General features: G+C 67.5%; 23 protein-coding genes. 8 read left to right on the forward strand and 15 right to left on the reverse strand.

The window, feature by feature from the left end; translation table 11 throughout:
* Window positions 1–173 precede the first annotated feature (173 nt).
* Window positions 174–1,556 carry a sensor histidine kinase gene (locus ACX9OW_RS00620; protein WP_459061757.1) on the forward strand — a complete coding sequence of 461 codons (1,383 nt, stop codon included), beginning with the start codon at window positions 174–176 and terminating at the stop codon, window positions 1,554–1,556.
* On the opposite strand, the gene ACX9OW_RS00625 is transcribed toward ACX9OW_RS00620, so the two are convergent.
* Window positions 1,498–2,193, reverse strand: coding sequence for a response regulator transcription factor (locus ACX9OW_RS00625; RefSeq protein WP_227255210.1), 696 nt, complete (start codon window positions 2,191–2,193; stop codon window positions 1,498–1,500). The genes ACX9OW_RS00620 and ACX9OW_RS00625 overlap by 59 nt on opposite strands.
* 292 nt (window positions 2,194–2,485) lie before the next feature.
* On the opposite strand from ACX9OW_RS00625, the gene ACX9OW_RS00630 reads away from it, so the two are divergent.
* Window positions 2,486–2,848 carry a glycine zipper 2TM domain-containing protein gene (locus ACX9OW_RS00630; protein WP_081284341.1) on the forward strand — a complete coding sequence of 121 codons (363 nt, stop codon included), beginning with the start codon at window positions 2,486–2,488 and terminating at the stop codon, window positions 2,846–2,848.
* A 66-nt stretch (window positions 2,849–2,914) separates the two neighbouring features.
* Here ACX9OW_RS00630 and ACX9OW_RS00635 read toward each other — a convergent pair whose 3' ends face one another.
* The 5 genes from ACX9OW_RS00635 to ACX9OW_RS00655 form a co-directional block, all read right to left on the reverse strand.
* Window positions 2,915–4,039, reverse strand: coding sequence for an ABC transporter permease (locus tag ACX9OW_RS00635; protein WP_459061758.1), 1,125 nt, complete (start codon window positions 4,037–4,039; stop codon window positions 2,915–2,917).
* Window positions 4,036–5,223: an ABC transporter permease gene (locus tag ACX9OW_RS00640; RefSeq protein ID WP_053517365.1), complete on the reverse strand. Its 1,188-nt coding sequence runs from the start codon at window positions 5,221–5,223 to the stop codon at window positions 4,036–4,038. The genes ACX9OW_RS00635 and ACX9OW_RS00640 overlap by 4 nt, the downstream gene beginning before the upstream one ends.
* Window positions 5,208–6,218 carry an HlyD family secretion protein gene (locus ACX9OW_RS00645; protein WP_193395630.1) on the reverse strand — a complete coding sequence of 337 codons (1,011 nt, stop codon included), beginning with the start codon at window positions 6,216–6,218 and terminating at the stop codon, window positions 5,208–5,210. The genes ACX9OW_RS00640 and ACX9OW_RS00645 overlap by 16 nt, the downstream gene beginning before the upstream one ends.
* Complete coding sequence (locus ACX9OW_RS00650) at window positions 6,211–7,617, reverse strand: TolC family protein (RefSeq protein ID WP_053517367.1); 1,407 nt, start codon at window positions 7,615–7,617, stop codon at window positions 6,211–6,213. Before ACX9OW_RS00650 ends, ACX9OW_RS00645 begins: the two co-directional genes overlap by 8 nt.
* A gap of 78 nt (window positions 7,618–7,695) precedes the next feature.
* Entirely contained in the window at window positions 7,696–8,589 is an 894-nt protein-coding gene (locus ACX9OW_RS00655) for a LysR family transcriptional regulator ArgP (protein WP_459040532.1), read from the reverse strand.
* A gap of 106 nt (window positions 8,590–8,695) precedes the next feature.
* Between ACX9OW_RS00655 and ACX9OW_RS00660 the strand changes: the two genes are divergently transcribed.
* The gene (locus ACX9OW_RS00660) at window positions 8,696–9,310 is read left to right on the forward strand and encodes a LysE/ArgO family amino acid transporter (RefSeq protein ID WP_459061759.1); all 615 of its coding nucleotides are present in this window, start codon (window positions 8,696–8,698) and stop codon (window positions 9,308–9,310) included.
* Here ACX9OW_RS00660 and map read toward each other — a convergent pair.
* The 5 genes from map to ACX9OW_RS00685 all read right to left on the reverse strand — a co-directional run bounded on the left by map (window position 9,307) and on the right by ACX9OW_RS00685 (window position 12,537).
* Window positions 9,307–10,089, reverse strand: a complete 783-nt coding sequence (gene map / locus ACX9OW_RS00665) for a type I methionyl aminopeptidase (RefSeq protein WP_065174740.1) — start codon at window positions 10,087–10,089, stop codon at window positions 9,307–9,309. The genes ACX9OW_RS00660 and map overlap by 4 nt on opposite strands.
* Window positions 10,090–10,096: 7 nt before the next feature.
* On the reverse strand, window positions 10,097–10,309 hold the full coding sequence (locus ACX9OW_RS00670) for a ParD-like family protein (RefSeq protein WP_053517372.1): 213 nt from the start codon (window positions 10,307–10,309) through the stop codon (window positions 10,097–10,099).
* A 70-nt stretch (window positions 10,310–10,379) separates the two neighbouring features.
* A complete protein-coding gene (locus tag ACX9OW_RS00675; protein ID WP_459062449.1) occupies window positions 10,380–10,739 on the reverse strand; it encodes a bleomycin resistance protein in 360 nt (119 codons plus the stop codon).
* Window positions 10,740–10,800: 61 nt separating this feature from the next.
* Window positions 10,801–11,868 carry a metallophosphoesterase gene (locus ACX9OW_RS00680; protein ID WP_459062450.1) on the reverse strand — a complete coding sequence of 356 codons (1,068 nt, stop codon included), beginning with the start codon at window positions 11,866–11,868 and terminating at the stop codon, window positions 10,801–10,803.
* 231 nt (window positions 11,869–12,099) lie between these two features.
* Complete coding sequence (locus tag ACX9OW_RS00685; RefSeq protein ID WP_111185849.1) at window positions 12,100–12,537, reverse strand: winged helix-turn-helix transcriptional regulator; 438 nt, start codon at window positions 12,535–12,537, stop codon at window positions 12,100–12,102.
* 81 nt (window positions 12,538–12,618) lie between these two features.
* On the opposite strand from ACX9OW_RS00685, the gene ACX9OW_RS00690 reads away from it, so the two are divergent.
* The 3 genes from ACX9OW_RS00690 to ACX9OW_RS00700 all read left to right on the forward strand — a co-directional run bounded on the left by ACX9OW_RS00690 (window position 12,619) and on the right by ACX9OW_RS00700 (window position 17,433).
* Window positions 12,619–13,827, forward strand: a complete 1,209-nt coding sequence (locus tag ACX9OW_RS00690) for an MFS transporter (RefSeq protein ID WP_197600857.1) — start codon at window positions 12,619–12,621, stop codon at window positions 13,825–13,827.
* Window positions 13,828–14,045: 218 nt separating this feature from the next.
* Complete coding sequence (locus ACX9OW_RS00695) at window positions 14,046–16,295, forward strand: TonB-dependent siderophore receptor (protein ID WP_065174656.1); 2,250 nt, start codon at window positions 14,046–14,048, stop codon at window positions 16,293–16,295.
* Between the two features lie 157 nt (window positions 16,296–16,452).
* Complete coding sequence (locus ACX9OW_RS00700; protein ID WP_053517376.1) at window positions 16,453–17,433, forward strand: cation diffusion facilitator family transporter; 981 nt, start codon at window positions 16,453–16,455, stop codon at window positions 17,431–17,433.
* A gap of 7 nt (window positions 17,434–17,440) precedes the next feature.
* On the opposite strand, the gene nfi is transcribed toward ACX9OW_RS00700, so the two are convergent.
* On the reverse strand, window positions 17,441–18,115 hold the full coding sequence (gene nfi, locus ACX9OW_RS00705; RefSeq protein ID WP_065174657.1) for a deoxyribonuclease V: 675 nt from the start codon (window positions 18,113–18,115) through the stop codon (window positions 17,441–17,443).
* A gap of 93 nt (window positions 18,116–18,208) precedes the next feature.
* Between nfi and gpmA the strand changes: the two genes are divergently transcribed.
* Both gpmA and ACX9OW_RS00715 read left to right on the forward strand, forming a co-directional pair.
* Window positions 18,209–18,958 carry a 2,3-diphosphoglycerate-dependent phosphoglycerate mutase gene (gene gpmA, locus ACX9OW_RS00710; RefSeq protein WP_053517379.1) on the forward strand — a complete coding sequence of 250 codons (750 nt, stop codon included), beginning with the start codon at window positions 18,209–18,211 and terminating at the stop codon, window positions 18,956–18,958.
* Window positions 18,959–19,105: 147 nt separating this feature from the next.
* Window positions 19,106–21,199, forward strand: a complete 2,094-nt coding sequence (locus ACX9OW_RS00715) for a M13 family metallopeptidase (protein ID WP_459061760.1) — start codon at window positions 19,106–19,108, stop codon at window positions 21,197–21,199.
* A 78-nt stretch (window positions 21,200–21,277) separates the two neighbouring features.
* On the opposite strand, the gene ACX9OW_RS00720 is transcribed toward ACX9OW_RS00715, so the two are convergent.
* The 3 genes from ACX9OW_RS00720 to ACX9OW_RS00730 all read right to left on the reverse strand — a co-directional run bounded on the left by ACX9OW_RS00720 (window position 21,278) and on the right by ACX9OW_RS00730 (window position 26,077).
* Window positions 21,278–21,889 carry an HD-GYP domain-containing protein gene (locus ACX9OW_RS00720; protein ID WP_065181148.1) on the reverse strand — a complete coding sequence of 204 codons (612 nt, stop codon included), beginning with the start codon at window positions 21,887–21,889 and terminating at the stop codon, window positions 21,278–21,280.
* Window positions 21,890–21,941: 52 nt separating this feature from the next.
* Window positions 21,942–25,406, reverse strand: coding sequence for a transcription-repair coupling factor (gene mfd / locus ACX9OW_RS00725; protein WP_459061761.1), 3,465 nt, complete (start codon window positions 25,404–25,406; stop codon window positions 21,942–21,944).
* A 125-nt stretch (window positions 25,407–25,531) separates the two neighbouring features.
* Window positions 25,532–26,077, reverse strand: a complete 546-nt coding sequence (locus tag ACX9OW_RS00730; protein WP_053517384.1) for a GNAT family N-acetyltransferase — start codon at window positions 26,075–26,077, stop codon at window positions 25,532–25,534.
* Window positions 26,078–26,147 lie beyond the last annotated feature (70 nt).

A 26,147-nucleotide genomic window follows, 5' to 3' on the forward strand; every position in this document is an offset into this window, starting at 1 on the left:
CCTTCGTCGTGGCTGCCCGCAGGGGGTCGACGAGTGGGGCGGTGTAGTCGTCGTGTCACGGCAGTGGCGTAGGCGCCCGCCGACAACATGAACGTAGGCCCACCGAGGGGGCATGTCGACTGCAACTCCTGACAGAAATATGATCGGTTTCTCGCCATCTCTTCACGCCGCCCATGCTCCGTTCATTCCTGCGCTGGCTGGACCGGGCCCCGATCGAAGACCCGGTGGACCGCCGCAACGCGCGCGTCATCCAGTTGCTGCTCCTTTTCCTGGGGGTGACCATCCCGGCGACCCTGGCCTTCGCGGTGATCGTGGCCTGGTCCCAACTGGTCTCAAGCGAGGTGCACTGGTCGACGCATGCCTCGTTGGCGATGAGCCTCTCGATCGGCGCCGCCGCATGGATCGGCCTGGTACTGACGCGGCGTGGTGCGTTCGCTGCGGCGGTCAAGCTGTTGATCGGTGCCATGCTGCTGGTCACGACGATCAATCTGGGCGTTAACGGCCTGCAACGGCAGATGCCCGACCAGCTCGCCCAGATGCTGGTGCTCGTGCTGAGTGGTCTGGTGCTTGGTCGTGGCGCGCTGTGGACCACGCTGGCGGTCCTGGTGGGCAGCGTAGTGCTGGGTGCAGGACGCGATGCGATGAGCGTCTTCGCGGACGCTCCCGCGCGTGCGTTCTACAACCTGCCCCCACTGCTGTTCACCTACCTGCTGGTCACTCTGCTGATCGACCGGACGACCCAGGCTCTGCGCGAAAGCCTGCGCGAGTCGAACGAGCGCGGGCGGCAACTTGCCGAAGAGATGCGCGAACGCGAGCGCACCCATGCCCAGCTGATCCATGCGCAGAAGAAGGAGATCACCGAACGCATGGCCAGCGGCATGGCGCATGATTTCAACAACATCTTTGCGGTGATCGTCGGCTTCGCCAACCAGCGGCATGAAGACGACGGCGAAGGCAGCCGGCAGCGTCTGGTGCAGCTTGAAGGCCACCTGTCAGACGTGGAGGAGACCGCGCGGCGTGGCATGGCCATCAGCCGGCGGCTGCTCCGTTTCAGCCGTCGTGATGGCGAGCAGTCCGTCGTGTTTGATGCCGCGCAGGCGGTCCAGGAACTTGAGTCGATGCTGCGCCAGTTGCTCGGGCCGGGGATCGTACTGTCCGTGCGCAGCGATGGTGAAGCGGCGCCGGTGCGGATGGACCGCAGCCAGTTCGAGCTGATGCTGTTGAACATCGCGTCCAATGCCCGCGATGCGCTCAGCGATCACGGGCGGTTCGAGATCGACATCGACCGCGATGGAGATCGCGTCCGCATCCACCTGCGTGACAATGGCAGCGGCATGCGCGCCGAGGTGGCGGCCCGGATCTTCGAACCCTTCTTCAGCACCAAGCCGGCGGATTCGGGCACGGGACTGGGGCTGGCGGTCGTGAACGAGCTGGTGACAGAGGCCGGCGGTGGCATCGGCGTCGAGAGCATCTGTGGCGAAGGAACGACGTTCCTGATCAGCCTGCCGTGCGCCCGGCAGGATTCAGCATGTATCCCCGGCCATGAACCACCGTGAGAGGCAGTTCCATGCCACAGCGCTTGCGTGCCTTCACGCGCAGCCGGTAGACCATGGCGTCGAGCCGGTGCGCATCGAAATCGTCTGAATCATCTGCAATGGCCAGGATCAGCTGCTCGCGTGACACCAGCGCCCCGGCGTGCTGGAACAGTTCCGCGCACAGGCTGCGCTCGCTGCGGGTGAGCGCGGCCGAGGTGCCGTCGGGCGCGATCAGGCCCCATTGGTCCTCACTCATCCTCCAGCCGGGCAGTGACCGGTTCGCTGTTGCCGGCGTGGCGATCCGTCGTGCCAGGCTGTGCAGTGCCGCCGCCAGCAGATCGATCTCGATCGGCTTGGAAAAATACACGTCGGCACCTTCGGTCAGGCCGCGGATGCGATCACTCACATCGGCAAGGCTGGTCAGCATGATGACGCCGAGGCCCGGTTGTCGTTGGCGCATTTCGCGCGCCAGGCTGAAGCCATCGCCGTCAGGCAGGCTCACGTCGAGCACGAGCAGGTCGGCGGGCTGTCTCTCCATTCCGGCGCGGAAGGCCGCGACGCTGGCGTAGCCGGTCGCCAGGAATCCATAGCGCGCCAGGCCTGGCAGGATGATGCGCTCGCGCAGGGCAGGCTCGTCCTCCAGTACCGCTACCCTCAAGCTTTCTGATTCCTGCACATCCACGTCCAGATGCCTGCGCCCTTTGTCGGTTGATCATAGCCGCATGCGCGCTGCCCCCGGGAGGGGCCGCGCGGGTCGGCGCACCGATGCAGGCGGCCGATTCCCTTCGCGGCGACCGAACGGGAGCCTCTGCCAGGCGCTGGATCGTTCCATGGCCGCGGTTCTCTTCATGAACGACGCATGGCCGATGAAGTCCTGATGACACCGATTTCACTCGTAGTTGCCAGCGGCAGGCGGAGACTGGACCCATCCCGGAAGACAGGAGCTGGCCATGAAGACCTCGACCCGACTGCTCGTGCTGGGCACCCTGATGGCGGCATCGTCGATGGCGGGTGCGCAGACCTACGGGCCCCGCGATGAAGGCCGCAAGTTCAACGACGGCAGCCGTGTGGAATGCAGGAACGTTGAAGTCCAGCGCAACTCGCGCGATCCGAACCGCATTGCCGGTACGGCCACAGGTGCGGTGGTGGGCGGCCTGCTGGGCAACCAGGTGGGCGGCGGCAATGGCAAGAAGCTCGCCACCGTCGCCGGTGCAGTCGCCGGCGGCGCCGCCGGACGACAGATCCAGGGCAACCACCAGCAGAAGACCGGCGATCGGGTGGTGGAACGTCGCTGCGAGCGCGTCTACCGCTGATCGCCGTTTTCCCCTTCCACGTAGTGATGCAACGAACGCCGGCTCCGTGCCGGCGTTTGTCTGTGCTCAGGGGCGCACCCCGCCCGACGGCCTGCCATGCAGCCGCCAGATGGCAAGACCGCCGTAGATCACCAGCAGCGCCGCGAGCGTGGCAAGTTCACGGCTGACTTCGTCCAGGCGTGCGTCCATCTGGTTCAACCGCACCATCAGATTGATGCCGGAGGTGGTCGGCAGCAGCTTCGCCAGCCACACCAGCGGGCGGGGCGTCATCACCGCCGGCCAGGAGAGGTTGGCGAGGAAGAACAGCGGAATGGAGGTGGCGATGATGTACTGGAAGGCGCGTTCGCGGGTGCGGAAGAAGCTGCCGATGAACAGCCCGAAGGCCACGGTGGCGGCAATGAACAGCGTGCCGCCCAGCAGCTGGCCCAGCGGATTTCCGCCGCGCGGGTAGTCCTGTACCCAGGCGGTGAAGCCGGCGTAGTAGAACAGGCCGAACAGCCCGATCAGGCCGAAGCCCATCGCCATGCCTGCCAGGGTCGGCAGATCGAAGTGCAGCCGGCGGCCGAGCACCAGACGCCGCCCTCCCAGCAGTACGCCGATGCCCATCAGCAGTGTCTGGTGCACGATCAGTTCGGCCACGCCGGGTACGATGGCGCTGCCATAGCCTTCCTGCGTGTTGTACAGGGGCCGCTGCACGAGAGTGACCGGCGCTGCCTGCGGCGCGCCCATGAACGCCGCCTGGGTCACGGCGGCGTCGCGGCCGAATGTGCCCAGCGCATCGGCGATGCTGCCCAGCACCCAGCTGGCGCGTCCCAGGTAGGCGCCATTGCCCAGCAGGACCAGCTTGGCTGGCTGGCCACGCAGGATGTCGCGCTCCAGGTTCGCGGGGATGAGCACGATGCCTTCGGCATGCCCCGCTTCCAGCTGCCGGCGCGCGCTGTCCAGATCCGCCGGCTGGCCAACCACGCGCGCCACGCGCAGGCCATCGAGGATGCGCAGCAGTTCGCGGCTGGTGGCACTGTGATCCTGGTCGACCACCAGCACCGGCAGATTGCCGGCCACCTGGTGGCGGTACGCGGCGGGATAGAAGAACGAGTACAGGATGACTGCACCGACCATCACCACGATGGCATAGCGGTCGCCGAGCACCGCCAGCAGGGTCTGCCGCAGGCTGCGCCAGACCGCGCTCATGCGTCGGCCCCGGCCGGTCGTGCGGCCTCCGGGGTGCGGCCGAAAGCGATCAACCGCAGGCTGCCGATGCCGCCGGCCACCACCGACATCAACAACAGCGTGGCCAAGGGCCACAGCGAGACGGACAGCGGTGCGCCGACGAACTGCTGCTCGGTCTGCACCTTGATGTACGCGCTGAGTGGCAGCAGCTGGTGCCAGATGCGGGTGAACAGCGGGCCATCCAGTACCGGGAAGGTGGCACTGGAGAAGGCCAGCGCTGTGCCGATGGTAAGGCCGACCACCGACAGCGCGGTACCCATGTCACGGGCAAGGCCGACGAAGAACAACGCATATGCGGCCGTGGCCAGGTAGAACGCCGGCTGCGCAGCCAGCAGCAGGAGCAGACTGCCGGCGATGCCGTCCCCCCGCAGCCATGCGAGGTAGCCGACGCCCAGCGTGCCGTACAACGCGAACAACAGTACGTAGGGCGCGAGCTTGCCGCCGATCGAGGCCCACGGGGTGTCACCGAGCCAGGCCGGCAGGGTGCCATCGCGGATTTCCCGGCCCACGCTTCCGGCCACCGCCAGTGCCAGCGCCAGCGACAGGACGGCCGGGAAGATCAGCGGCAGCAGGAACAGCTCATAACTGCGTGCAGGGTTGTAGAGGATGTCGGACTGCACGGCGATCGGGGCGGCGCGCAGCTTTGCGGGCCCCACCTGCAGGCCGATGCGCTCGCGCAGCATGCGTGCATTCCAGGCCGACACCGCATCGGCGATATCGCGCGCGGCCGATTGTCCGGTGGTCATGTAGGTGGCGTTGTAATAGGCGAACACCGTGCCCTGGCGGCCGCGCAGGGCCTGACGGGTCACGTCGCGCGGCACCAGCACCACTGCGAACACCTCCAGGCTGCGCAGCTGCGAGCGCGCGGTGTCCATGTCGGCGGGCTGGCGGGCGACGCGGACCCCCGGGCTGGCATCGAGCATGCGCAGCAATTGCCGGCTGTCGCTGCTGTGATCGAGGTCGACCACGGCGATGGGTACATCGCGCATGACCGATGGCGTGAACATCCAGGCCATCAGTACCAGCATCAGCAGCGGCAGCACCGTGACCAGCGCCAGGTCGGCACGGTTGCCACCAAGACCCCGCAGCTCGCGCTGCCAGGCAGCAGCAAAGCCGTTGCCACCAGGGCTCAGTGCTGGGGCCATGCGAACAGCACGCTCATGCCGGGGCGGAAGCCCTCGATGCGGCGTACCGGGCGCACCCGCACCTCGAAGCTGCGGACATCGTAGCCGGACGACTGCCGGGTGGTACGCCAGGTGGCATAGTCGCCGGCCGGGTTGATGAAGTAGACCTTGAACTCGCTGTCCTCACCGAGGGCCGGCACGCTGCCACGCAGCGTGCTGCCGACCTTCAGGCCCTGCATCTGTGACTCGCGCAGGTTCATCGATACCCACATTCGGTCGATGTCGACCAGGGTGAATACCGGGTAGCCGGCGGGTACCAGCTCGCCGGGATCGGCCATGCGCTTGTTGATCTCGCCGGCCACCGGTGCACGGCCCTCCACTTCGACGCGGGCCGCATCCACTTCGGCCACGGCGCCCTGCGCCTGCTGTACCTGGCCCTGCGCGGCACGCTTGTCCTGTTCCCGCGCACCGGCCAGTGCCATGTCGTACTGGGCACGGGCGGCACGGGCCAGCTCGCGCGAACTGGTGGACTGGGCGAGTGCTTCGTCGCGCTTCTGCCGGGTCATCACTCCTTCGTTGAACAGGTTCTGCACGCGGCGGTAGGTGGCTTCGGCCAGCGTTGCTCCGGCTTCGGCACGCTTCCAATTGGCTTCGGCAGCACGGATGTCCTCACTACGTGCGCCTTCGGCAGCCTTGTCGGCCACCGCCTGCGCAGCGGCCAGAGCGCCGCGTGCCTGCTGTTCCTTCGCCGTCACTTCGGGGCTGTCGAGCAGGAACACGACCTGACCGGCCTGCACGCGGTCACCTTCGCGAACCTTCAGCTCGGCGACACGGGCGGTGATCTTCGCTGCGACGTTGATCGTGTCCGCGTCGGCCATGCCCTGGATCTGGTCGGCCGGGCTGCGCCAGGCGAGCCACAGGCCCAGCGCCACCACTGCCAGCAGCACCACGAGCAGGATCCGGCCAAGCCGGCGCTTGCCTGGTGGTGTCGCTTCATCCTGCAATACGTCACTCATGGTCGATCACCTCATCTGCGCGACGCCGGAATTCCTCGAAGCGGTCCATCTGCCCACTGATCTCCAGCAGCTGTGCCAGCGCGACATCGTACTGGTAGGCGGCCTGTGCACGCTCCACGCGAGCGCCTCCCAGACCCAGCCGCGCATCGATGACGTCCAGCGACGTGGACTGCCCCTCGCGGAATGCCAGCTCCTGCAGGCGCAGGTTCTCCTGTGCCTGGGCGATGCTGCTGTCGAGCAGCACGAACTGCTGGCGTGCCGTTTCCAGTTCGTTCCACGCCTTGCGCACGCCGAGCGCGACCTGGTTCTCGGCTTCGCGCAGTCCGGCTTCCGCCTGCTCCTGCTGCGCACGTGCCGCGCTGATCTGCGCCGGTCGCGAGTTCGGCGACAGGAAGGTGTACTTCAGGCCGATGCCGAACGCCCAGTCCGGATCGGTCAGCATCTCGTCGCGGCGACGGAAGTCGTATTGGCCAAAGGCGAATATCTGCGGCTTGAGCTTGGCCTGTTGTACGCGCACGCCCTGTTCGGCCTGCGCCACCATGGCCCGCAGCCGTGCGATCTGGGGTTGCCGTGCCTGCGCGATGCGCTCGAAGCTGGCGGCCGGCTCCAGCGGCACGCGCTGCACGAACAGGGGTGATACCGGCTGCACCTCTCCGCCACTGCGCAGCAGGGTGGCCAGCGCGGCCTTCAACGTGGCCAGGTCGTTGACGGTCTTCTGGTACTCGCGCTCTGCCTTGTCGCGCGCCACGGTGGCCTGCAGTCGCTGCGCGCGGGTGGCGAAGCCTTCGCGCTCCAGCTTCAGCGCATCGGCCAGGTGGCGTTCCAGGCCATCACGGACGTCACGGCGCACGTCCACCGCCTGCTCGGCCAGGCGCTGGCCGAAGTAGGCCTGGGCCAGCTGTACGGTCAACGACTGCCGCTGTGCTTCGCGTTCCGCGCTGGCCTGCTCGTGGGCTGCGCTGGCGGCACGCTGTGCGGCAGGAATGACGCCACCGGTGTACAGCGGCAGCACAGCGGTGACGACCGGGCGGGTGCGCCAGTCGCGTTCGGTGAACGACAGGGGGGAATCGATGCCAAAGGCCTCGGCCACCGGTGCCAGCGAGCCCAGTGGCAGGGTCAGGGTCTTCTGGAACTGCAGGCGGCGGACCTCGCCGGTGATCTCCGGCAGGCGCAGAAGGCGCGTGGCCTCCTGCAGATCCTGCTTGTTGCGGACGGCGGCGTCGGCCGCGGCCAGCGCGTCGGAAACCTGTTCCAACCGCTGCCGCGCCTGTTCCCAGTCCAATGCCGGTGTATCGGTGATGGCCTGCGCTGACGTGGCAAAGGGCAAGCAGGCCGCAAAGGCCATGCCGGCGACGCCCATCGCGCTGCGCATCCTCGTCCGTGGGCGGCTCACACGCATGCCGTTCCTGTAGTTAAGAAGTGAGCAAACGTTAGTGGTCTGCGCGTGAAGCCGGGGTCTGCGGTCGTCGTGTGGGTCTCAACGCAGGGCGCCGCTGGCCGCGGTGCGCAATGCCTGGGTGATGTGCTGCAGCGTGCTTGAGCGCACGGCCGCGTGCTGCCAGTACAAGGGCACGTCGAGCCAGCGGCGGGGTTCCAGTACCACCACGCGGCCGGCATGCACGGCAGGCCCCACCAGGGTTTCCGGGGCCATGCCCCAGCCCAGTCCGCACGCGGCGGCTTCGACGAAGCCGGTCGAGGAGGGCAGATAATGCAGCGGTGGCTGCAGCCGCGCACGGGTCAGCCGCCGCACGAAGCGCCACTGCAGTTCATCTTTGCGGTTGAACACCAGCATCGGCGCACGTGCCAGCGCCGCAGCCTGCATGCCCTCGCTGAAGTGCCGGCGGGCGAAGCCGGGCGAGGCGATGGCGTGGTAACGCATGGCGCCGAGCGGATGCACGTTGCAGCCCTTCACCGGCCGGCTTTCGGCGGTGACCGCGCCGAGCACGCTGCCATCTCGCAGCAACTGCAGGGTGTGGTCCTGATCATCCATGCGCAGGTCGAACAGATAGCCATGGCGCTGGTGCAGCTCGGCGATGGCCGGCACGAACCAGGTATCGAGCGAGTCGTCGTTGACCGCCAACGGGATCGGTGTGCGCGGGGCATCGCTGCCGCGTTCGGGCAGCAGTTCGGCCAGCGCCTCGGCCTCCAGCGTCTGCATCGGTCGCACCCTGCGCAGCAGCGCTTCACCTGTGGCGGTGGGTCGGCACGGTGCCTGACGTACCACCAGTACCTGGCCGAGCCGGTCCTCCAGTGCCTTGATCCGTTGCGACAGCGCCGACGGGCTGATCGACAGGCGTCGGGCTGCAGCGTCGAAGCTGCCTTCCTCCAGCACCGCAGCAAACGCAGCCAGTTGTGGATGTAGCAGATCCATGCCGGTGCCTCTTCAGTTTCTCTGCACAGGATAAAGAAAAATCAGATTGTCTAAACAGGGGCGGCGGCCGCACTCTGCGCGTCCCCTCCCTGCCAGGCCTGTCCCCATGTGGATCGCCGCTGCCGCCGCCGGCCTGTTCGCAGGTGCCGGCCTGATCATCGCCATCGGTGCACAGAACGCCTTCGTACTGCGGCAGGGCCTGCAGCAGCGTCATGTGGGAAAGGTGGTGCTGGCCTGCGCCGGCGCGGACATCGTGCTGATACTGGCCGGTATCGGTGGCATGGGCGCGCTGGTGCTGCAGTGGCCGCTGCTGCTGCAGGTGCTGCGCTTTGGTGGTGCGGCGTTCCTGCTGTGGTATGGCCTGCAGGCGGGACTACGCGCGTGGCGTGGTGGCAGTGCGCTGGCCGCCGCCGAGGCGCAGGGCGGCAGCGGGCGCGAGGTACTGCTGACCTGCCTGGCCTTCACCCTGCTCAACCCGCACGTCTACCTGGATACCGTGGTGCTGCTGGGCAGCCTGTCCACGCGCTATCCGGGCGATCTGCGCTGGGCGTTCGCCACCGGTGCCTGCGTGGCCAGCGTGGCCTGGTTCTGCACGCTGGGCTATGGCGCGCGCCTGCTGCAGCCGGTGTTCCGCAGGCCGAGCGCGTGGAGGGTGCTGGATGCCGGCGTGGCGATCTTCATGTTCTGCCTCGCCACCCTGTTGCTGTTGCGTCCGCTCTAGGCCGCGTCCACCGCGCACAACGGCGTCTCGTCGGGGCGCAGCGTCAGCACCCGCACGCCCTTGCGGGTCACGGCCACGGTGTGCTCGAACTGTGCCGACAGCGTGCCGTCGCGGGTATAGACCGGCCATTCGCCCGCGCGCTGGCGGATCGCCGGCCTGCCCTGGTTGAGCATCGGTTCGATGGTGAACACCATGCCTTCTTCCAGCACCCTGCCGGTGTTGGGATGGCCGTAATGCAGGATCTGCGGTTCTTCGTGCATCTCCCGGCCGATGCCATGGCCGCAGTATTCCTTGACTACGCTGTAGCCGTGGCGGCGTGCGTAGCGGGCGATGGCGTGGCCGATGTCGCCCAGGCGCGCGCCGGGCCGTACCACGGCGATGCCTTTCCACATCGCTTCGTAGGCGGTCCGCACCAGCCGCCGTGCGGAAGGGGTGACCGCGCCGACCGGGTAGGTGGTGCTGGAATCGGCGATGTAGCCGTTCTTTTCCAGGGTGATGTCGAGATTCACGATCTGGCCCTCGCGCAGCACGTCTGCGGTACTGGGCACGCCGTGGCAGACCACGTTGTCGATGGAGGTGTTGAGCACGTACGGAAAGCCATACTGGCCCTTGCTGGCAGGCCGCGCCTGCAGCTCGTCGACGATCATCCGTTCGACGAAGTCGTTGATCTCCATCGTGCTGCGACCCTGCAGCGGCCATCTGTCGAGCGCGGCGAACACCTGTGCCAGCAGGCGGCCGGATTCGGCCATCAGCGCGATCTCGTCGGGCCGCTTGATGATGCTCACGTCAGGCCCGTGCGGGTGCCAGCGGCTGTGGCTGCACGCCGGCGGCGCGCAGTTCGCTGGCCACGATGTCCTGGAAGCTCAGCGTCGGATTCATTTCGCACAGCATGCCCACGCGGATCCAGAAACTGGCCTGGGCGTTGATCGAGCGGCTGGAGACGGTGCAGGCACGGCGCAGCTGGTCGTGCAGGGTGTCATCGATGTTGACGATGCCCATGGGCGGATCCAGGTAAGAGGAATATACGTATCGTATATGTTTCGTATATCCCTCTCAAGCCTGCGAGGACTCAGTCCGTTGCGGTGGCGAAGCGCAGGCGGTTGTGGTCCGGATCGAGCAGCAGCATTTCGCGGCTGCCCCAGCTGGTGTCATGCGGCGGCTGTTCGATCGGTACCCCCGCGGCACTGAAGGCGCGGTGCAGCGCGTCGACATCCTCGACGATGAAGTAGACCGCGCCGCCCACTTCGCAGTCGCCGCTGTGCTCGGTGAGGAACAGCGTCTGGCCGTCGCGGGTGAGCTGGGCGAACAACGGAAACCCCGGCTCGAACCGATGCTCCCAGTCGACGACGAAGCCCAGGCCCTGCACGTAGAAGGGCAGGCTGGCATCGGCGTGGCGCATGCGCAGCTGCGGGATGACGGTCTGGCGCATCATGGTGGCTCGCAGGGGTGAGCCGGCAGTGTACGCCGGCAGGGTGCCGCCACTTTCGTGGTCAGTCCCGCAGGCCGGGTTCACCCTGGACCAGCGGCACCCGTGAGCCGTCCAGCAGACCGCGGCTGAGCCGGCCATCCTCGATGAACAGCAGCTCGCCGTTCTCGCCGTTCTTGATGCTGCTGTCAATGGCGATCACGCGATCACCATGGAACGTGCTGACATGCGGCATCGACGTGTGGCCGACCACGATGCGCTTGAGCTGCAGCGTGTCGAGCACGTCCTGCACGCCCCGTGCATCGAGACGCCCATCGAAGTAGCCGCGGTACCAGATGGGGCTGGTCTTGCCGTCGTACAGCGGTGCAGTTGCGGGGTCGGCCTTCACTTCGGCCTTGGGCAATCCCAGCGAGGCCTGGTAGGCGGCGTTGGTGGGTGCCGGGTGCAGTGCCAGTTCCACCGCTTCGGGCGAGATGCCGCCATGCAGGAACAGGGTGTCGCCGATCTTCAGCAGCACCGGCCGCGTCCGCAGCCATTGCCCGATCACCGAATCAGCGCCGTACAGCTGCGGATAGCTGCGCCCGAGCAGCTGCGCGCTGCGCAGGTACTTCGGATTGACATAGCGCAGGTCGTCGTACAGGACCATGGTCTCGTGGTTGCCGAGCACGAAGTGCACCGCACCGCCGGCGGCCGCCGCCTGCTGCTGCAGGCCATACAACAGCCAGAACGCTTCGGTGACCTGCGGGCCGCGATCGAACACGTCGCCAGCGACCACCAGGGTGTCCTGGCCGAGGGCCCAGCGGTCCTGCGCATCGATCACATGGTGGGCGCGCAGCAGTCGTACCAGTAGGTCGTACTGGCCGTGGATGTCGGACAGGGCGACGATGCGCGGTACCGCAGGCAGCTCCGACACCGAAGGCGCGACCGGTGGCAGCACGTGCACGCTGTGCGGGTAGCCGCACAGGGGCGCGACATCGGCAGCCCCCGTGGCGGTGCCCAGCGAGCGGGTCTGCACAGCGTCAGCGCAGATCCATTTGGCCTGCAGCTGATCGCCGTTGCGGAACACGTAGGGGCCATCGGCCTCGACGTGGGCGGCAGGCGCGGCGACTTCGCGGCCCTGCGCGCCTGGCATGCCCCACAGCAGGAGCAGGGGCAGAAGCACGGACGCGGATCGGGGCAGGGCACGGCGGAGCATGGGCGGAGTCCTAGGCAGCAACGGAAGGGCGGGCCGCAGGGCCCGCCCGTGATCCTACGCTGGCATTGCTACACGCTGCATGCGTGGGCGGCGCGCAGGCTTTGCCGTGGGAGGCGGATCATCGATCCGGCGCATCGCGCTCAGGTGGAACGGCACGCGAGGCTCGGGCTAGCGGATGTCCACCTTGCGGACCGCGGTCTGTTCCGCCAGCAGCGGCGTACCGGTGTGGTCATGCGGCTGCATGTAGGGAAGGGGCGCTCCGCTGGCACGCTCGACAAGCTGCGAGTGCGCTTCACCCGTTGCGAAACGATGGCGTTCGCCCCATTGGCGCAGCGCCACCAGCACCGGGAAAAGTTCGCGTCCGGCTGGCGTCAGCACGTACTGCTGGTAGGCGCTGCCATCGCTGGCAGGTTGCTGCAGCAGCAGCCCGGCCTCGACCAGACGCCGCAGGCGGTCGCTTAGGATGTTGCGCGCTGCGCCGAGGCTGCGCTGGAAGTCACTGAAGCGGGTAACGCCATCAAAGGCATCGCGGATGATCAGCAGGGCCCAGCGATCACCGAGCAGATCGGCGCTGCGGGCAACGGGGCAGGGGCTGTCGGCATGCATGGGCAAGGCTCGTGACGATGTGGTTGCATTTTAAAACCATTGTCGATAGGGTGCATCAAGTTTCAATATGCAACCACATTCATGCCCGTTTCCGTCCTTCCGCGCGCCCTGTTGGGCCTGCTGGCCATCGCGGCGGGTGCCAGTGTGGCCAATGTCTATTACGCACAGCCGCTGCTGGAGCGCCTGGCGCAGGCCTTCGCCATGGAGCGCGCGACGGCCGGCGCTGTGGTTGCCGCCACCCAGGCCGGCAGCGTGCTGGCCCTGCTCGGCCTGCTGCCGCTGGCCGACCGCGGCGATCGTCGCCGCCTGCTGCGCGTGCAGCTGCTGGCACTGGTGATGGTGCTGCTGGGACTGGCGGCAGCACGCAGTACCGCCTGGCTGCTGGGGGGCATGCTGCTGGCGGGCCTGCTCGGGACGGCGCTCACCCAGGGACTCATCGCCTATGCAGCCACGCTGGCACCGTCGGGGCAGCGGGGGCGCGTGGTTGGCATGGTGCAGGGCGGGGTGTTCATCGGCCTGCTGGCTGCGCGTGTGGTATCCGGCGCGGTGGCGGCCCTGGCCGGCTGGCGCGCGGTGTACCTGCTGTCAGCAGTGATGATGGCGGCGTTGGCGATGCTGCTGTGGCGACGCCTGCCTGCCGTGCCTGTTCCCTCGCAGCCGCCGGCCTGGCGCGCGCTGCTCGGCTCGATGATGACGATGCTGCGCAGTGATCGCACGCTGCGCGAGCGTGGCCCTCTGGCGCTGCTGCTGTTCGCCGGCCTCAACGTGTTCTGGGCGGCCGTACCGCTGCCCCTGTCGGCATCACCGATGAACTGGTCGACCGCGGCCATCGGCGCGCTCGGTCTGGCCGGCATGGTCGGTGCGCTGCTGGCTGCACGGGTGGGGCACTGGATGGATCGGGGTTTCTGCCTGCGGGTGAGCCTGGGGGCGCTGCTGCTGATGCTGCTTGCGTGGTGGCCCCTGCTGGGTCTGCCGCACGCCCTGGCATGGCTGCTGCTGGGCGTGGTGGTGCTCGATCTGGGAGGACAGGCACTGCATGTGTCCAACCAGGCGTTGCTGCTGCGCGCGCCTGCCGAACAGCACGGTCGCCTGGTGGCGCTGTACATGCTGTTCTACGCGGTCGGCAGCGGCGCCGGTGCTGCGGCCGGTACGTGGATGCAGGCGCACCACGGCTGGACCAGGGTCTGTGCGCTCGGTGCAGGCATCGCGGTGACAGCGCTGGCATGGTGGGCGCTGCATGCCGCTGCACCGGCAGCGCGTCACCCCGGCGGCCACCGGCCTCCTGTGTAGTACCCATCAGCAGGGGTACGGCGAACGAGCGTACTTGGCCCCATGCACATTTGCGAAGCGCTTGCACTGCGTTGACGCATTTGAGAATCAATCGCATTGATGGGAGAATGCGCGCATGGACCGGCCTGCGGAAGATGTGCGGCGCCGCTCCCACTCCCCCCGTCGTCGCCTCAAGCCCTTTGCCAGAGGTCCCGTTGCCCTGCCAGAAGGTGTTGAAGATGTCTGCCGTCCTTGTTCCGCCGCCGCGCCCGTTGGCGCTTGCCGTTGCTGCCCTGCTTGCGGGCAGTGCCCTGGGTGCCCATGCGCAGACCGACGCGACCGATATCGATACGGTGCACGTCACCGCCTCGCAGATCGCGCGTCAGGCCCTGGGTACATCGACCATCACCGCCGAGGACATTGCGCGCCGTCCTCCTGCCAACGACATCGCCGAGCTGCTGCGGACCATGCCCGGTGTCAATCTCACCGGCAACAGTGCGTCTGGCCAGTATGGCAACAACCGCCAGATCGACCTGCGCGGCATGGGGCCGGAGAACACGCTGATCCTGGTGGACGGCAAACGCGTCGGCGCCCGCGACGCCGTGCGCATGGGCCGCAGCGGTGAGCGCAATACCCGTGGCGACACCAACTGGGTGCCGGCGGAGATGATCGAGCGCATCGAAGTGCTGCGCGGTCCGGCAGCGGCGCGTTATGGATCCGGCGCCTCCGGCGGCGTGGTCAACATCATCACCAAGCGCCCGACGGGCGATCTGACCGGAGCGGTCGACCTGTACGGACTGGTACCCGAGCACAGTGCCGAAGGTGGCAGTGAGCGCGTGGGCCTGCAGCTGAGCGGCCCGATGACCGATGCGTTGTCCTTCCGCCTGTATGGCAACCTCAACAGGACCGACGCGGATTCGCTCGAACTCAATCGCGCGTTCGCCACCGCGCCGGGCACCGTACCTCCCGCAGGCCGCGAGGGCGTCAAGAACCGCGATGTCAACGCGCTGCTGCGCTGGGACATCAACGCCGGCCAGGTGGTGGAATTCGAAGCCGGTACCAGCCGCCAGGGCAACATCTATGCGGGCGACCGTGCCGTGAGCAACACCGGTACCTCCACGCCGGTCGATCTGGCGGCGCTGGCCGAGAGCGAGGCAGAGACCAACCGCATGTACCGCACCACCGGGGCGATCACCCATCGTGGCCGCTGGGGTGATGTGACCTCGCGCGTTACTGCTGCGGTGGAAGCGGTCAACAATTCGCGCATCAACGAAGGCCTGGCCGGTGGCCCCGAGGGCAGCTTCAACGGCACCGACTGGTCCACCTCCCGCCTGCGCAATTACCAGCTCGACGGCGAGGTCAGTTTCCCGACCACGATCGGCGCGGCGGAGAATGTCTGGACGCTGGGCTTCGAGCATCTCGACAGCCGCCTGACCGATCCGTATTCGATGAGCCAGTCCGGCAGCAGTGGCGGTGGCCTGCCGGGCCTGTCGGCCGATCGCGCGCGCGGCAAGTCCGATGCCCAGACTACGGCGGTCTTCGTCGAAGACAACATCTACCTGGGTGAACGCTGGATCGTGACGCCGGGACTGCGCTTCGACCACCACAGCCAGTTCGGCAACAACGCCAGCCCCAGCCTCAATGCGCAGTTCCGCATCAATGGCGACTGGGTGGTGAAGGGCGGCATCGCACGCGCGTTCAAGGCTCCCAACCTCTACCAGTCCAATCCGGACTACCTGTACTACACCCGTGGCAACGGCTGTCCCAACGCACTGCCGAGCCTGGGCGCGGGCTGCTACCTGCAGGGCAACGCGGAGCTGGACGCCGAGACCAGCCTGAACAAGGAACTGGGCGTGGAATGGGCTCCGCAGAGTGGCTGGCAGGCCTCGTTGACCTACTTCCACAACGACTACAAGGACAAGATCGAGGCCGGGTATACCCAGGTCGGCCTCACCGCCGATACCCGTGGCCGGATCTTCCGCTGGGAAAATGCACCGAAGGCCATCGTGCAGGGCCTGGAGGGCAACCTGGTGGTGCCGCTGCTGGGCGAGCAGGGCGACCGGCTGAAGTGGAGCAGCAACTTCACCTACATGGTGGAGAACGAGAACAAGAGCACCGGCCAGCCGCTGTCGGTGATACCGCGCTACACGGTCAACACGATGCTGGACTGGCAGGCCACCGAAAAGCTGTCGCTGCTGCTCACCGGCACCTTCTACGGCAGGCAGGAGCCGGCCACCACCAACATCAACAACGATCCTCGCTGCACCGGAAGCTGCGATCCGTCGGTGGTGCTGCAGGATCGGGGGGCATACAACATCTGGGGCGTGAGCGCGCGCTACAGGGTTACCGGGACGGTCAGCTTCGGTTTCGGCGTGAACAACCTGGCCGACAAACGCCTGTTCCGCGAAGCCAACAGCAGCGACGCCGGTGCGGCGACCTACAACGAACCGGGCCGCGCATACTGGGCCAGCCTGCGTTTCGGCTTCTGAGCGCGCGCGGTGCCTGACAGGCATGGCCCGGTGCAATCGGCGAGCGCCGGGCCACGCCCGGCGCGACCGGCGCCGCACAGCTGCAATGTTATAAACATCGTAATAGTCTCCCCCGCAGCCACGCCGTAGCCTGACCGCATCGCACAGGAGCTGTTGCATGGGCCACGACCACGATCACCTGCCGTCCCAGATCCGCCACGAGAAGCCGTTGTGGTGGGCGTTGGGGCTGACTTCCACCTTCCTTGTCGTCGAAGTCGTCGGCGCGTTCTGGACCAACAGCCTGGCGCTGCTGTCCGATGCGGCCCACATGGCCACCGACGCGCTCGCACTGATGATCGCGCTGGTCGCGGTGCGCTTGAGCCGGCGTCCGCCGGACGCGCGCCGCACCTATGGCTATGCGCGGCTGGAAGCCCTTGGCGCGATGATCAATGGCGCGATGCTGTTCGTGGTGGCCGGCTACATCCTGTGGGAAGCGGTCGGCCGCTTCCGCGAACCGCAGGAGATTGCCTCCACCGGCATGCTGGTGATCGCCGCCGCCGGCCTGGTCATCAATCTGATCTCGATGCGCCTGCTGCAGGCCGGCAGCGGTGAAAGCCTCAACGTCAAAGGTGCCTACCTGGAAGTGTGGGCCGACATGCTCGGCTCGGTGGCGGTGATCGTCGGCGCGCTGCTGATCCGTTGGACCGGCTGGCAGCCGATCGACCCGATCCTGGCGGTGCTGATCGGCCTGTGGGTGCTGCCACGCACCTATGTGCTGATGCGCGAGGCGATCAACGTGCTGCTGGAAGGCGTGCCCAAGGGCATGGATGTGGCGAAGGTCCGCGACAGCCTGTCCGGCCATGCCGCGGTGCTGGACGTGCATGACCTGCATGTGTGGGCACTGGCCTCGAGCACGCCGGCGCTGACCGCGCATGTCGTGATGCGCGACGGTACCGACGCCGACGTGCTGCGCCGTGAGCTGGGAGGTCGCCTGCACGATGACTTCGGCATCGAGCATGTGACCCTGCAGATTGAAGCGGATCACTGCGGAGAGGCATGCGGAGATCCCGCGCCGCCCAGTGCGGCCGCACCTGATGCGCGGCACGATCACGACCACGGCGAGGACGCGCAGGGCCATCGCGGCCACGTGCACCACTGATCTGCCGCTACGCGTCCCGTCGCGACGCCAGCCGATCCGCCAGGCGGGTCGGCTCCGGCAGGCGATAGCCACGCAGCGTGCGCTGCACCCACTGCAGTGCGGTATCGGCGCTGATGCGGTGCCCGCCAGCGACGAACAGCGGCCTGCAGCGGACCTTGCTGCGCAGCACCCAGCCGAGCTGTTCATCGCCATCGAGCAGGGGCGTATGCGCGCCAGCCTCGTCTGCGGGCTCGACGAAGCGACCGACCAGTTTCGACTTGGCCACGCCGATGCTCGGCAGATCGGTGACGACGCCCAGGTGCGCCGCCACGCCCAGCCGTCGCGGATGGCTGATGCCGTGCCCGTCGACGAAGACCAGGTCCGGCGAACGCGGCAGCAGGGCCAGTGCAGCGAGCAGGGCGGGCAGCTCGCGGAAGCTGAGCAGGCCAGGGATGTAAGGCATCACCGTGGGAATGCGGGCGATCTCCCGGGCCACCGGTTGCAGGGTGGCGGCATCCAGCAGCACGGCTGCGGCGCGGGTGGTGCGGCCGTCGTCCTCGAAGCCGACGTCCAGCCCGGCCAGCCAGCGTACGGTACCCGGCAGCCGGTCGCTGCGCTCCACCCGCGCCGCAAGCCGCAGCTGTTGCTCGCGTGCGGCGGCGACGCTGCCCTGCCAGCGCCCGGGATCGATCACGGTATTCATCGATCACAGCATCGCATTGGCCGCGCCAAGGCACGGTGAGCGGCCCCGGGGCTACAATGGCGGCCTGCCTTTCCTCGCGTTGGAGATCCTGCAGTGACCCGTAAACTCGTACTGTTGCGCCATGGCCAGAGCCAGTGGAACCTGGACAACCGTTTCACCGGCTGGGTCGATGTCGACCTGACGGAGCAGGGGCGCCGGGAAGCGGCCGCCGCTGGCCGCCTGATGCGCGAGGAAGGCCTGCAGTTCGACGTCGCCCACACCTCGGTGTTGAAGCGCGCCATCCACACCCTGCAGGGCGCCCTGGCCGAGCTGGAGCAGGACTGGCTGCCGGTGAACAAATCCTGGCGTCTCAACGAGCGCCATTACGGCGGCCTGCAGGGCCTGGACAAGGCCGAGACCGCTGCAAAGCACGGCGAGGAGCAGGTCAAGGTGTGGCGTCGCTCCTATGACATCCCGCCGCCGCCGATGGATCTGGAAGACCCGGGCCATCCGATCCACGACCGTCGCTACGCCGGGCTGGACCGCAACGCGCTGCCGGGTACCGAATCGCTGGCCACCACCCTCGACCGCGTGCTGCCGTACTGGCACGACGCCATCGCGCCGCAGCTGAAGGACGGCAAGACGGTGCTGGTCACCGCCCACGGCAACTCGCTGCGCGCGCTGTACAAGTACCTCAACAATGTTTCGCGCGAGGAAATCCTCGAGCTGAACATTCCGACCGGCATTCCGCTGCTGTTCGAACTGAACGATGACCTGACCGTGCAGTCGTTCCGCTACCTGGGCGACCCGGAAGCGGCGCGCAAGGCCGCTGAGGCCGTGGCCAACCAGGGCAAGGCCAGGTAACCATCGGAAGGCCGGCGCACGCCGGCCTTCGCTTTTTGTGGCGCAGAGCAGGGCTCGGCGCCACATGACGAGCGCTCTGTGACCTTTGGCCGGTCCCTGCCGCGGGCGTCCCCGTCTACCCTGTGGAATTACCCGCAGGAGAGCCTCATGAACGTCCGCAACCTGGCCCCGCTGGGCCTGACCATCGCCATCGCCGCCTCCCTGGCCGCGTGTGGCAAGAACGAAACTGCACCGGCGACCAGTGCCGACGCTACGCCGGCCTTCGACCTGTCACAGATCAAGACGCCGCTGATCTCGCTCAACAGCGCCGATCTCGATCCGGCCATCGCGGCCTGCACCGACCTCAATGGCTTCGTCAACAGCAAGTGGCTGAACGCCAATCCGGTACCGGGCGACCAGACCACCTGGGGCAGCTTCGAAATCCTGCGCGAGCGCTCGCTGGAAGTGCAGCATGCGCTGGTACAGCAGGCTGCCGCCAGCCAGGCCAAGACCGGTTCGGTGGAAGCCAAGATCGGCGACATCTGGAAGACCGGCAACGACGAAGCGAAGATCGAGGCTGCGGGCTTGGCACCGCTGCAGCCGCAGCTCGACAAGATCGCCGCGCTGAAGGACACCGCCACCCTCACCCAGTACCTGCGCGACAGCCAGGCCGAGGGCAAGGGCGTGCTGTTCTCGCTGTTCGCCAATGCCGATTACAAGGATTCGGCCAATGTCATCGCCTACGTCGGCCAGGGCGGCCTCGGCCTGCCGGAGAAGGGCTACTACTTCGATGATGCGCAGGCCAAGATCCGCGACGCCTACGTGGCCTACATCGCGCAGGTGCTGACCCTGTCCGGCGTGGACGCCGCGCAGGCCGCCGAGCAGGCCAAGGCCGTGATGGCCTTCGAAACCCGCCTGGCCAAGGCGTCCATGTCGCGCATCGAAATGCGTGACCCGGCCAAGCGCTACAACCCGCTCAGTGCTGCCGACGCCGACAGGCTGACCCCGAATTTCAGCTGGACCGCGCTGTTCGACACCCTGAAGGTGCCGGCCGCGCAGAAGTTCTCTCTGGCCCAGCCGGGCTTCTTCTCCGAGATGGACAAGATGCTGGCCGATGTGCCGGCCAGCACCTGGCAGGCCTACCTGCGCTTCCACACCATCGACGACGCCTCGCCGTACCTGAGCAGCCAGTTCGAGAAGGCCAACTTCGATTTCTATGGCACCACCCTGCGTGGCCAGAAGGAAATGCAGCCGCGCTGGAAGCGCGTGCTGGAGTCGGTCAACGGCGGCATGGGCGAGGCGCTGGGCCAGCTGTACGTCGACGCCGTATTCCCGGCCGAGTCGAAGGTGGCCATGCAGCACCTGGTGGAAAACCTGTCGCAGGCGTTGAAGGTGCGCCTGGAGCAGCTGCCGTGGATGGGCGAGGAAACCAAGAAGAAGGCACTGGAGAAGTGGGCCAGCTTCACCCCGAAGATCGGTTACCCGGACAAGTGGCGTGACTGGGCAGGCCTGCAGACCAACGGCGACAGCTACCTCGGCAACATGCAGGCGGCGCGTGCGTTCAACTACCGCTACATGCTGGACAAGATCGGCAAGCCGGTGGACAGGACCGAGTGGGGCATGACGCCGCAGACCGTCAACGCCTACTACAACGCCACCAAGAACGAGATCGTGTTCCCGGCAGCGATCCTGCAGGCGCCGTTCTTCGACGCCAAGGCCGATCCGGCACTGAACTACGGCGGCATCGGCGCGGTGATCGGCCACGAGATGATGCACGGCTACGACGATTCGGGCAGCCAGTTCGCCGCCAACGGCAACTTCGACAACTGGTGGACCGATGCCGACCGCAAGGCGTTCACCGAACGTACCGACCAGCTGGTCGCGCAGTTCGATGGCTACGAAGCGGTGCCCGGCGTGAATGTGAAGGGCAAGCTGACCCTGGGCGAGAACATCGGCGACCTGGGCGGCCTGACCGTTGCCTATGACGCGCTGCAGATGGCGCTGAAGGAAGATCCGAAGGCGAACGTCGAGGTCGATGGCTACAGCCAGGACCAGCGCTTCTTCATGAACTGGGCCACCGTGTGGCGTCGCAACTTCACCGATGGCGAACTGCGCGTGCGCCTGAACACCGATCCGCACGCGCCGGCCAACTTCCGCGCCAACGGTGCGCCCTCGAACATGCCGTCGTTCGCGGCTGCGTTCCAGTGCAAGGCCGGTGACGCGATGGTGCGTGCCGACGACAAGCGCGTGGTGATCTGGTAACCGATCACACGTGAAGCGTGATGCGAAAGGCCCGGCGCAAGCCGGGCCTTTTGTCTGTTCGCCCGGTGGCGCCGGATCTCAGGCCAGCGCAGGTTCCTGCGCCAGCAGGCGATGGAAGCGCTGCAGCACGTAGGGGTCGATCAGGCCGCCGGCCTGGTCATCGAGGATGCGCAGTGCCGTTCCGTGCGCCATCGCCGCCCGGTACGGACGATCACTGGTCATCGCATCGTAGGCGTCGGCGAGCGTGACAATGCGCGCGCCCAGCGGGATGTGCTCGCCGTGCAGGCCGTCGGGATAGCCGCTGCCGTCGAATGCCTCGTGATGGGCCCGGATCAGCCTGGCCACCGCGGCGGCATCGCTGCGGCCGGTGGTCAGGAAGATGTGCTCGCCACGCACGGGATGCTCACGCATGATCGCGCGCTCCTGTTCGGTGTGCCGGCGAGGGCTCAGCAGCACGTCGTCGGGAATGCCGATCTTGCCGATGTCATGGAATCGCGCGGCCAGCGCGACCCGCGTCCCGGCCTCCTGGTCCAGGTCGCAGTGCACGGCCAGGCGCTGGGCCAGCCGGCCGACCCGGTCACAGTGATGGCGGGTGTAGGCATCGCGCATCTGCAGCGACATGGCCAGGGCATCGATCAGGCAGGCCTGTGCGTGCAGCAGGTCGGGGGCGGGTACGGCGTCAGGCAGCATGGTCGTCCGCCCGCACCGGGTGGGGCCGGTGCGGGGTGGTGGCGGTGGGAAATCAACCCGGGGCGAGGGTCGTCAGCAGGGCGCGGGCCGCATTGAAGCGGTCTTCCGGCAAGGGTAGCGGGTGCTTGATGCGGAGCTTGTCCGGGCCTTCCATCGCATACAGGTTCGGCTGCTTCTGGATCAGCTGGATCACGGCCATCGGGTCGATGTCCGGCTTCGATTCGAACACGATGCGGCCACCGTTCTCGCCCAGGTCCAGCTTGCGGATGCCCAGCGCGTTGGCCCGCAGCTTCAGCTCGGCAACCGCGAACAGGTGCTTGGCCGGGTCCGGCAGCAGGCCGAAGCGATCGATCATCTCGACCTGCAGCTCGCGCAGCGCATCGTTGTCGCGCGCGCTGGAAATGCGCTTGTACAGCGTCAGGCGGGTATGCACGTCCGGCAGGTAGTCTTCCGGAATCAGGGCCGGCACATGCAGCTCGACGTCGGCACCGCGCACTTCCTCGCCGGCATCCAGGTCCGGCAGCTTGCCCTGCTTGATGCTGCGTACCGCGCGCTCCAGGAGCTCGGTATACAGGCTGAAGCCGACTTCGGCCATCTGCCCGCTCTGGTCCTCGCCGAGCAGTTCACCGGCACCGCGGATTTCCAGATCGTGCGTGGCCAGGGTGAAGCCGGCGCCCAGCTCGTCCATGGAGGCGATGGCTTCCAGGCGCTTCTCGGCATCCTGGGTGATCGCACGGCGGTCAGGCGTGATCAGGTAGGCGTAGGCGCGGTGGTGCGAACGCCCCACGCGGCCGCGCAGCTGGTGCAGCTGGGCCAGGCCGAAGCGGTCAGCGCGGTTGATGATGATGGTGTTGGCGTTGGGGATGTCGATGCCCGACTCGATGATCGTGGTCGACAGCAGCACGTTGAAGCGCTGCTTCTGGAAATCCAGCATCACCTTTTCCAGTTCGCGCTCCGGCATCTGGCCATGGGCGATGCCGATGCGCGCTTCCGGCACGAGTTCGGACAGCTCGCGCTGCATGCGGCCGATGCTCTCCACGTCGTTGTGCAGGAAGTACAGCTGGCCACCACGCGCCAGTTCGCGCTGGAAGGCCTCGCGCAGCAGCGCGTTGTCCCATTGCGTGATGAAGGTCTGTACCGCCAGCCGGTTCGGCGGCGGCGTGGCGATGATCGACAGGTCGCGAAGACCGGCCATGGCCATGTTCAGCGTGCGCGGGATCGGCGTGGCGGTCAGGGTCAGCAGGTGCACGTTGGCACGCAACGCCTTCAGCGCCTCCTTCTGGCGTACGCCGAACCGTTGTTCCTCGTCGACGATGACCATGCCCAGATCCTTGAACTTCACGTCCGGCTGCAGCAGGCGGTGGGTGCCCACGATGACATCAATGGTGCCGGCAGCGACCTTCTCCAGTTCGGCCTTGATCTCCTTGGTGCTCTTGAAGCGCGACAGCACTTCCACCTTGAGCGGGTAATCGGCGAAGCGGTCGCGGAAGTTGCGGTAGTGCTGTTCGGCCAGCAGCGTGGTCGGCACCAGCACCGCCACCTGTTTGCCGGCACTGGCTGCGGCGAACGCGGCGCGCACGGCGACCTCGGTCTTGCCGAAGCCCACATCGCCGCAGACCACGCGGTCCATCGGCTGGCTGCTGGCGAGGTCGCGCAGGGTCGCGTCGATGGCGGCCAGCTGGTCGGGTGTCTCCTCGAACGGGAAGCCGGCGGCGAATGGTTCGTACATCGCGCGGTCGACCTGCAGGGCCAGTCCGGCGCGTGCCTGCCGGCGCGCCTGGATTTCCAGCAGTTCGGCGGCGACGTCGCGCACCTTCTCGGCGGCCTTGCGCTTGGCCTTGGTCCACTGCTCGCCCCCGAGCGAATGCAGGGGCGCGGTCTCCGCGGATGCGCCGGAGTAGCGGCTGATGAGATGCAGCTGTGCGACCGGCACGTACAGGCGGTCGCCCTTGGCATACTCGATTTCCAGGAACTCGCCCGGCATGCCACCGACGTCCATCGCGATCAGGCCGCGATAACGGCCCACGCCATGATCCTCGTGCACGATCGGCGCGCCTTCGGTCAGCTCGCCCAGGTCACGGATGATCGCTTCCGGTTCGCGGCCGGCGCGGCGCGTGCGGCGGGTGCTGCCGGCGCGCTCGGGGAACAGCTGGCGTTCGGTCAGGACCGCCAGGCGCGGATCGTCCAGGGCGAAGCCATCTTCCAGCGGCGCCACGGTGATGGCAAAGCGCACATCGCTGGCGAGGAAGGCGGGCAGGTCGGCAACCACCGGCGGCTTCAGTTCGGCCGCCTGCAGCACTTCCAGCAGGGCTTCGCGGCGGCCCGGTGAATCTGCGGCGATCAATACCCGGCCGGGGTAGTGGCCGAGGAAGGATTTCAGCGCGTCGCCAGCGGGCGCTTCGCGGGCCGCTACCGGCAGCGCCGGCAGGGGCTGGTCGCCCAGCGCATGTGCATCGGCGATGCGTGCATGGTCGGCGGCCCATACTTCGATGCGTGGCGCGTCGTTCAGCCGCTCGCGCAGCTGCTCAGGCGAAAGGTACAGCGCCGAGGGCGGCAGCAGCGGGCGCTCGACATCGTGGCGGCGCTGCTCGTAGCGTTCGCCGGTCTGTGCCCAGAACGCGTCGGCGGCTTCGCCGGCGCCGGCACACACCACCGGCAGGCTGCCGGCAGGCAGGTAGTCGAACAGGCTGGCGGTGCGATCGAAGAACAGCGGCAGATAGTACTCGATGCCGGCCGGGGCCAACCCGGACTTGAGGTCCTGGTACAGCGCGCTGCGGCGCGTGTCGACATCGAAGCGCTCACGCAGGGTGGCCAGCACGCGGCCGATGCTGGCCTCATCCATCGGTACTTCGCGGCCGGGCAGCATGTGCACCGACTCGACCCTGTCCAGCGAGCGCTGGCTTTCCGGGTCGAAGGCGCGGATCGAGTCGATGTCCTCGTCCAGCAGCTCCACCCGCAAGGGCTCGTCGGCGCCCATCGGGAACACATCGAGCAGGCCGCCGCGCACGGCGAAGTCGCCGGGGTCCATCACCTGCGGCACGTTGCGGTAGCCCGCGCTCTCCAGGCGGCGTTTCTCGGCCTCCAGGTCCAGGCGCTGGCCGACCTTCAGGTCGAAGCTGCCGCCGATCACGTAGCTGCGCGGGGCCAGCTGCTGCAGCAGGGTCTGGACCGGCACCACCACCAGGCCGCGCTTGAGCGCAGGCAGGCGGTGCAGGGCCGCCAGGCGCTGCGAGATGATGTCCGGATGCGGGCTGAAGCGGTCGTAGGGCAGGGTTTCCCAGTCCGGGAAGGCGATCACCGGCAGCGCGGGATCGTTGCCCAGCAGGGTCTGCAGATCGGCTTCGAGCTGGTTGGCGCCGTGGTTGTCACGGGCAACCACCAGCAACGGCGCGTCATGCGCGCGCGCCGCCTGGGCCAGGTACCAGGCCAGGGCGGTCGGTGAAGCGGGGGCGCGCCACCAGGCGCGGAGCTGGCCGGCGCGCGGCAGCGGCGGGGCGGGGTATGAAGTACGCGACATGGACCGCGGATTTTAGCAGAAGCCTCCACCCGCCCCATGATTGCTGCGTGAGCGGGCAGCGCCGGGCCATGCCCGGCGTGCGCAGTGGCTGCAACGGCATCGCCGGGCGGCGCCCGGCGTCACCGTCAGTTGTCCAGTTCCAGCACCATGCGTACCAGCCCTTCGGTGCCGTTCGGGTGCGGAACGGGCTTGAAGCCCAGCGAGGCAGCCAGCTGCTTCATCGGCTCGTTCTCGGCCGCCACATCGCCGTACAGGCGATCCAGGTACTTGCCCCGACCCCACTTCACCAGCTTGCGCATCAGCTGCCGGCCCAGGCCCTGGCCGATGAGGAAGCGGCTGATCAGGATCGCGTACTCGGCTTCGCGGGTACCGGGGATGATCGAGGCCCGGGCGACCGCACCGACCACGGCCTCACCGGCGGGCAGGGACTCGGCCGCGACCAGGGTGATCTCGGTCTTGGGATTCGGATGGGTCAGGCGCTGGGTGGTTTCCGGTGACAGCTCGGTCACCGCCTGCAGGAAACGGTCGCGGATTTCTTCCGGCCCGAACAGGCTGAAGGCCGCTTGCAGCGGCGCGCTGTCTTCCGGGCGGATGGGGCGGATCAGCAGCTCGTGGCCGCTGGGAGCCTTGAAGATCTCATGCCAGGGCGGCATGCGGTTGCGAGTGGCCATACCGGGTGATTCCTTGGTGGTCCATCGATTGTGGCATCACCGGGGCTGTCTTCCGTGAACAAAAGGCTCA

The sequence above is a fragment of the Stenotrophomonas genospecies 5 genome (genome assembly GCF_054473825.1).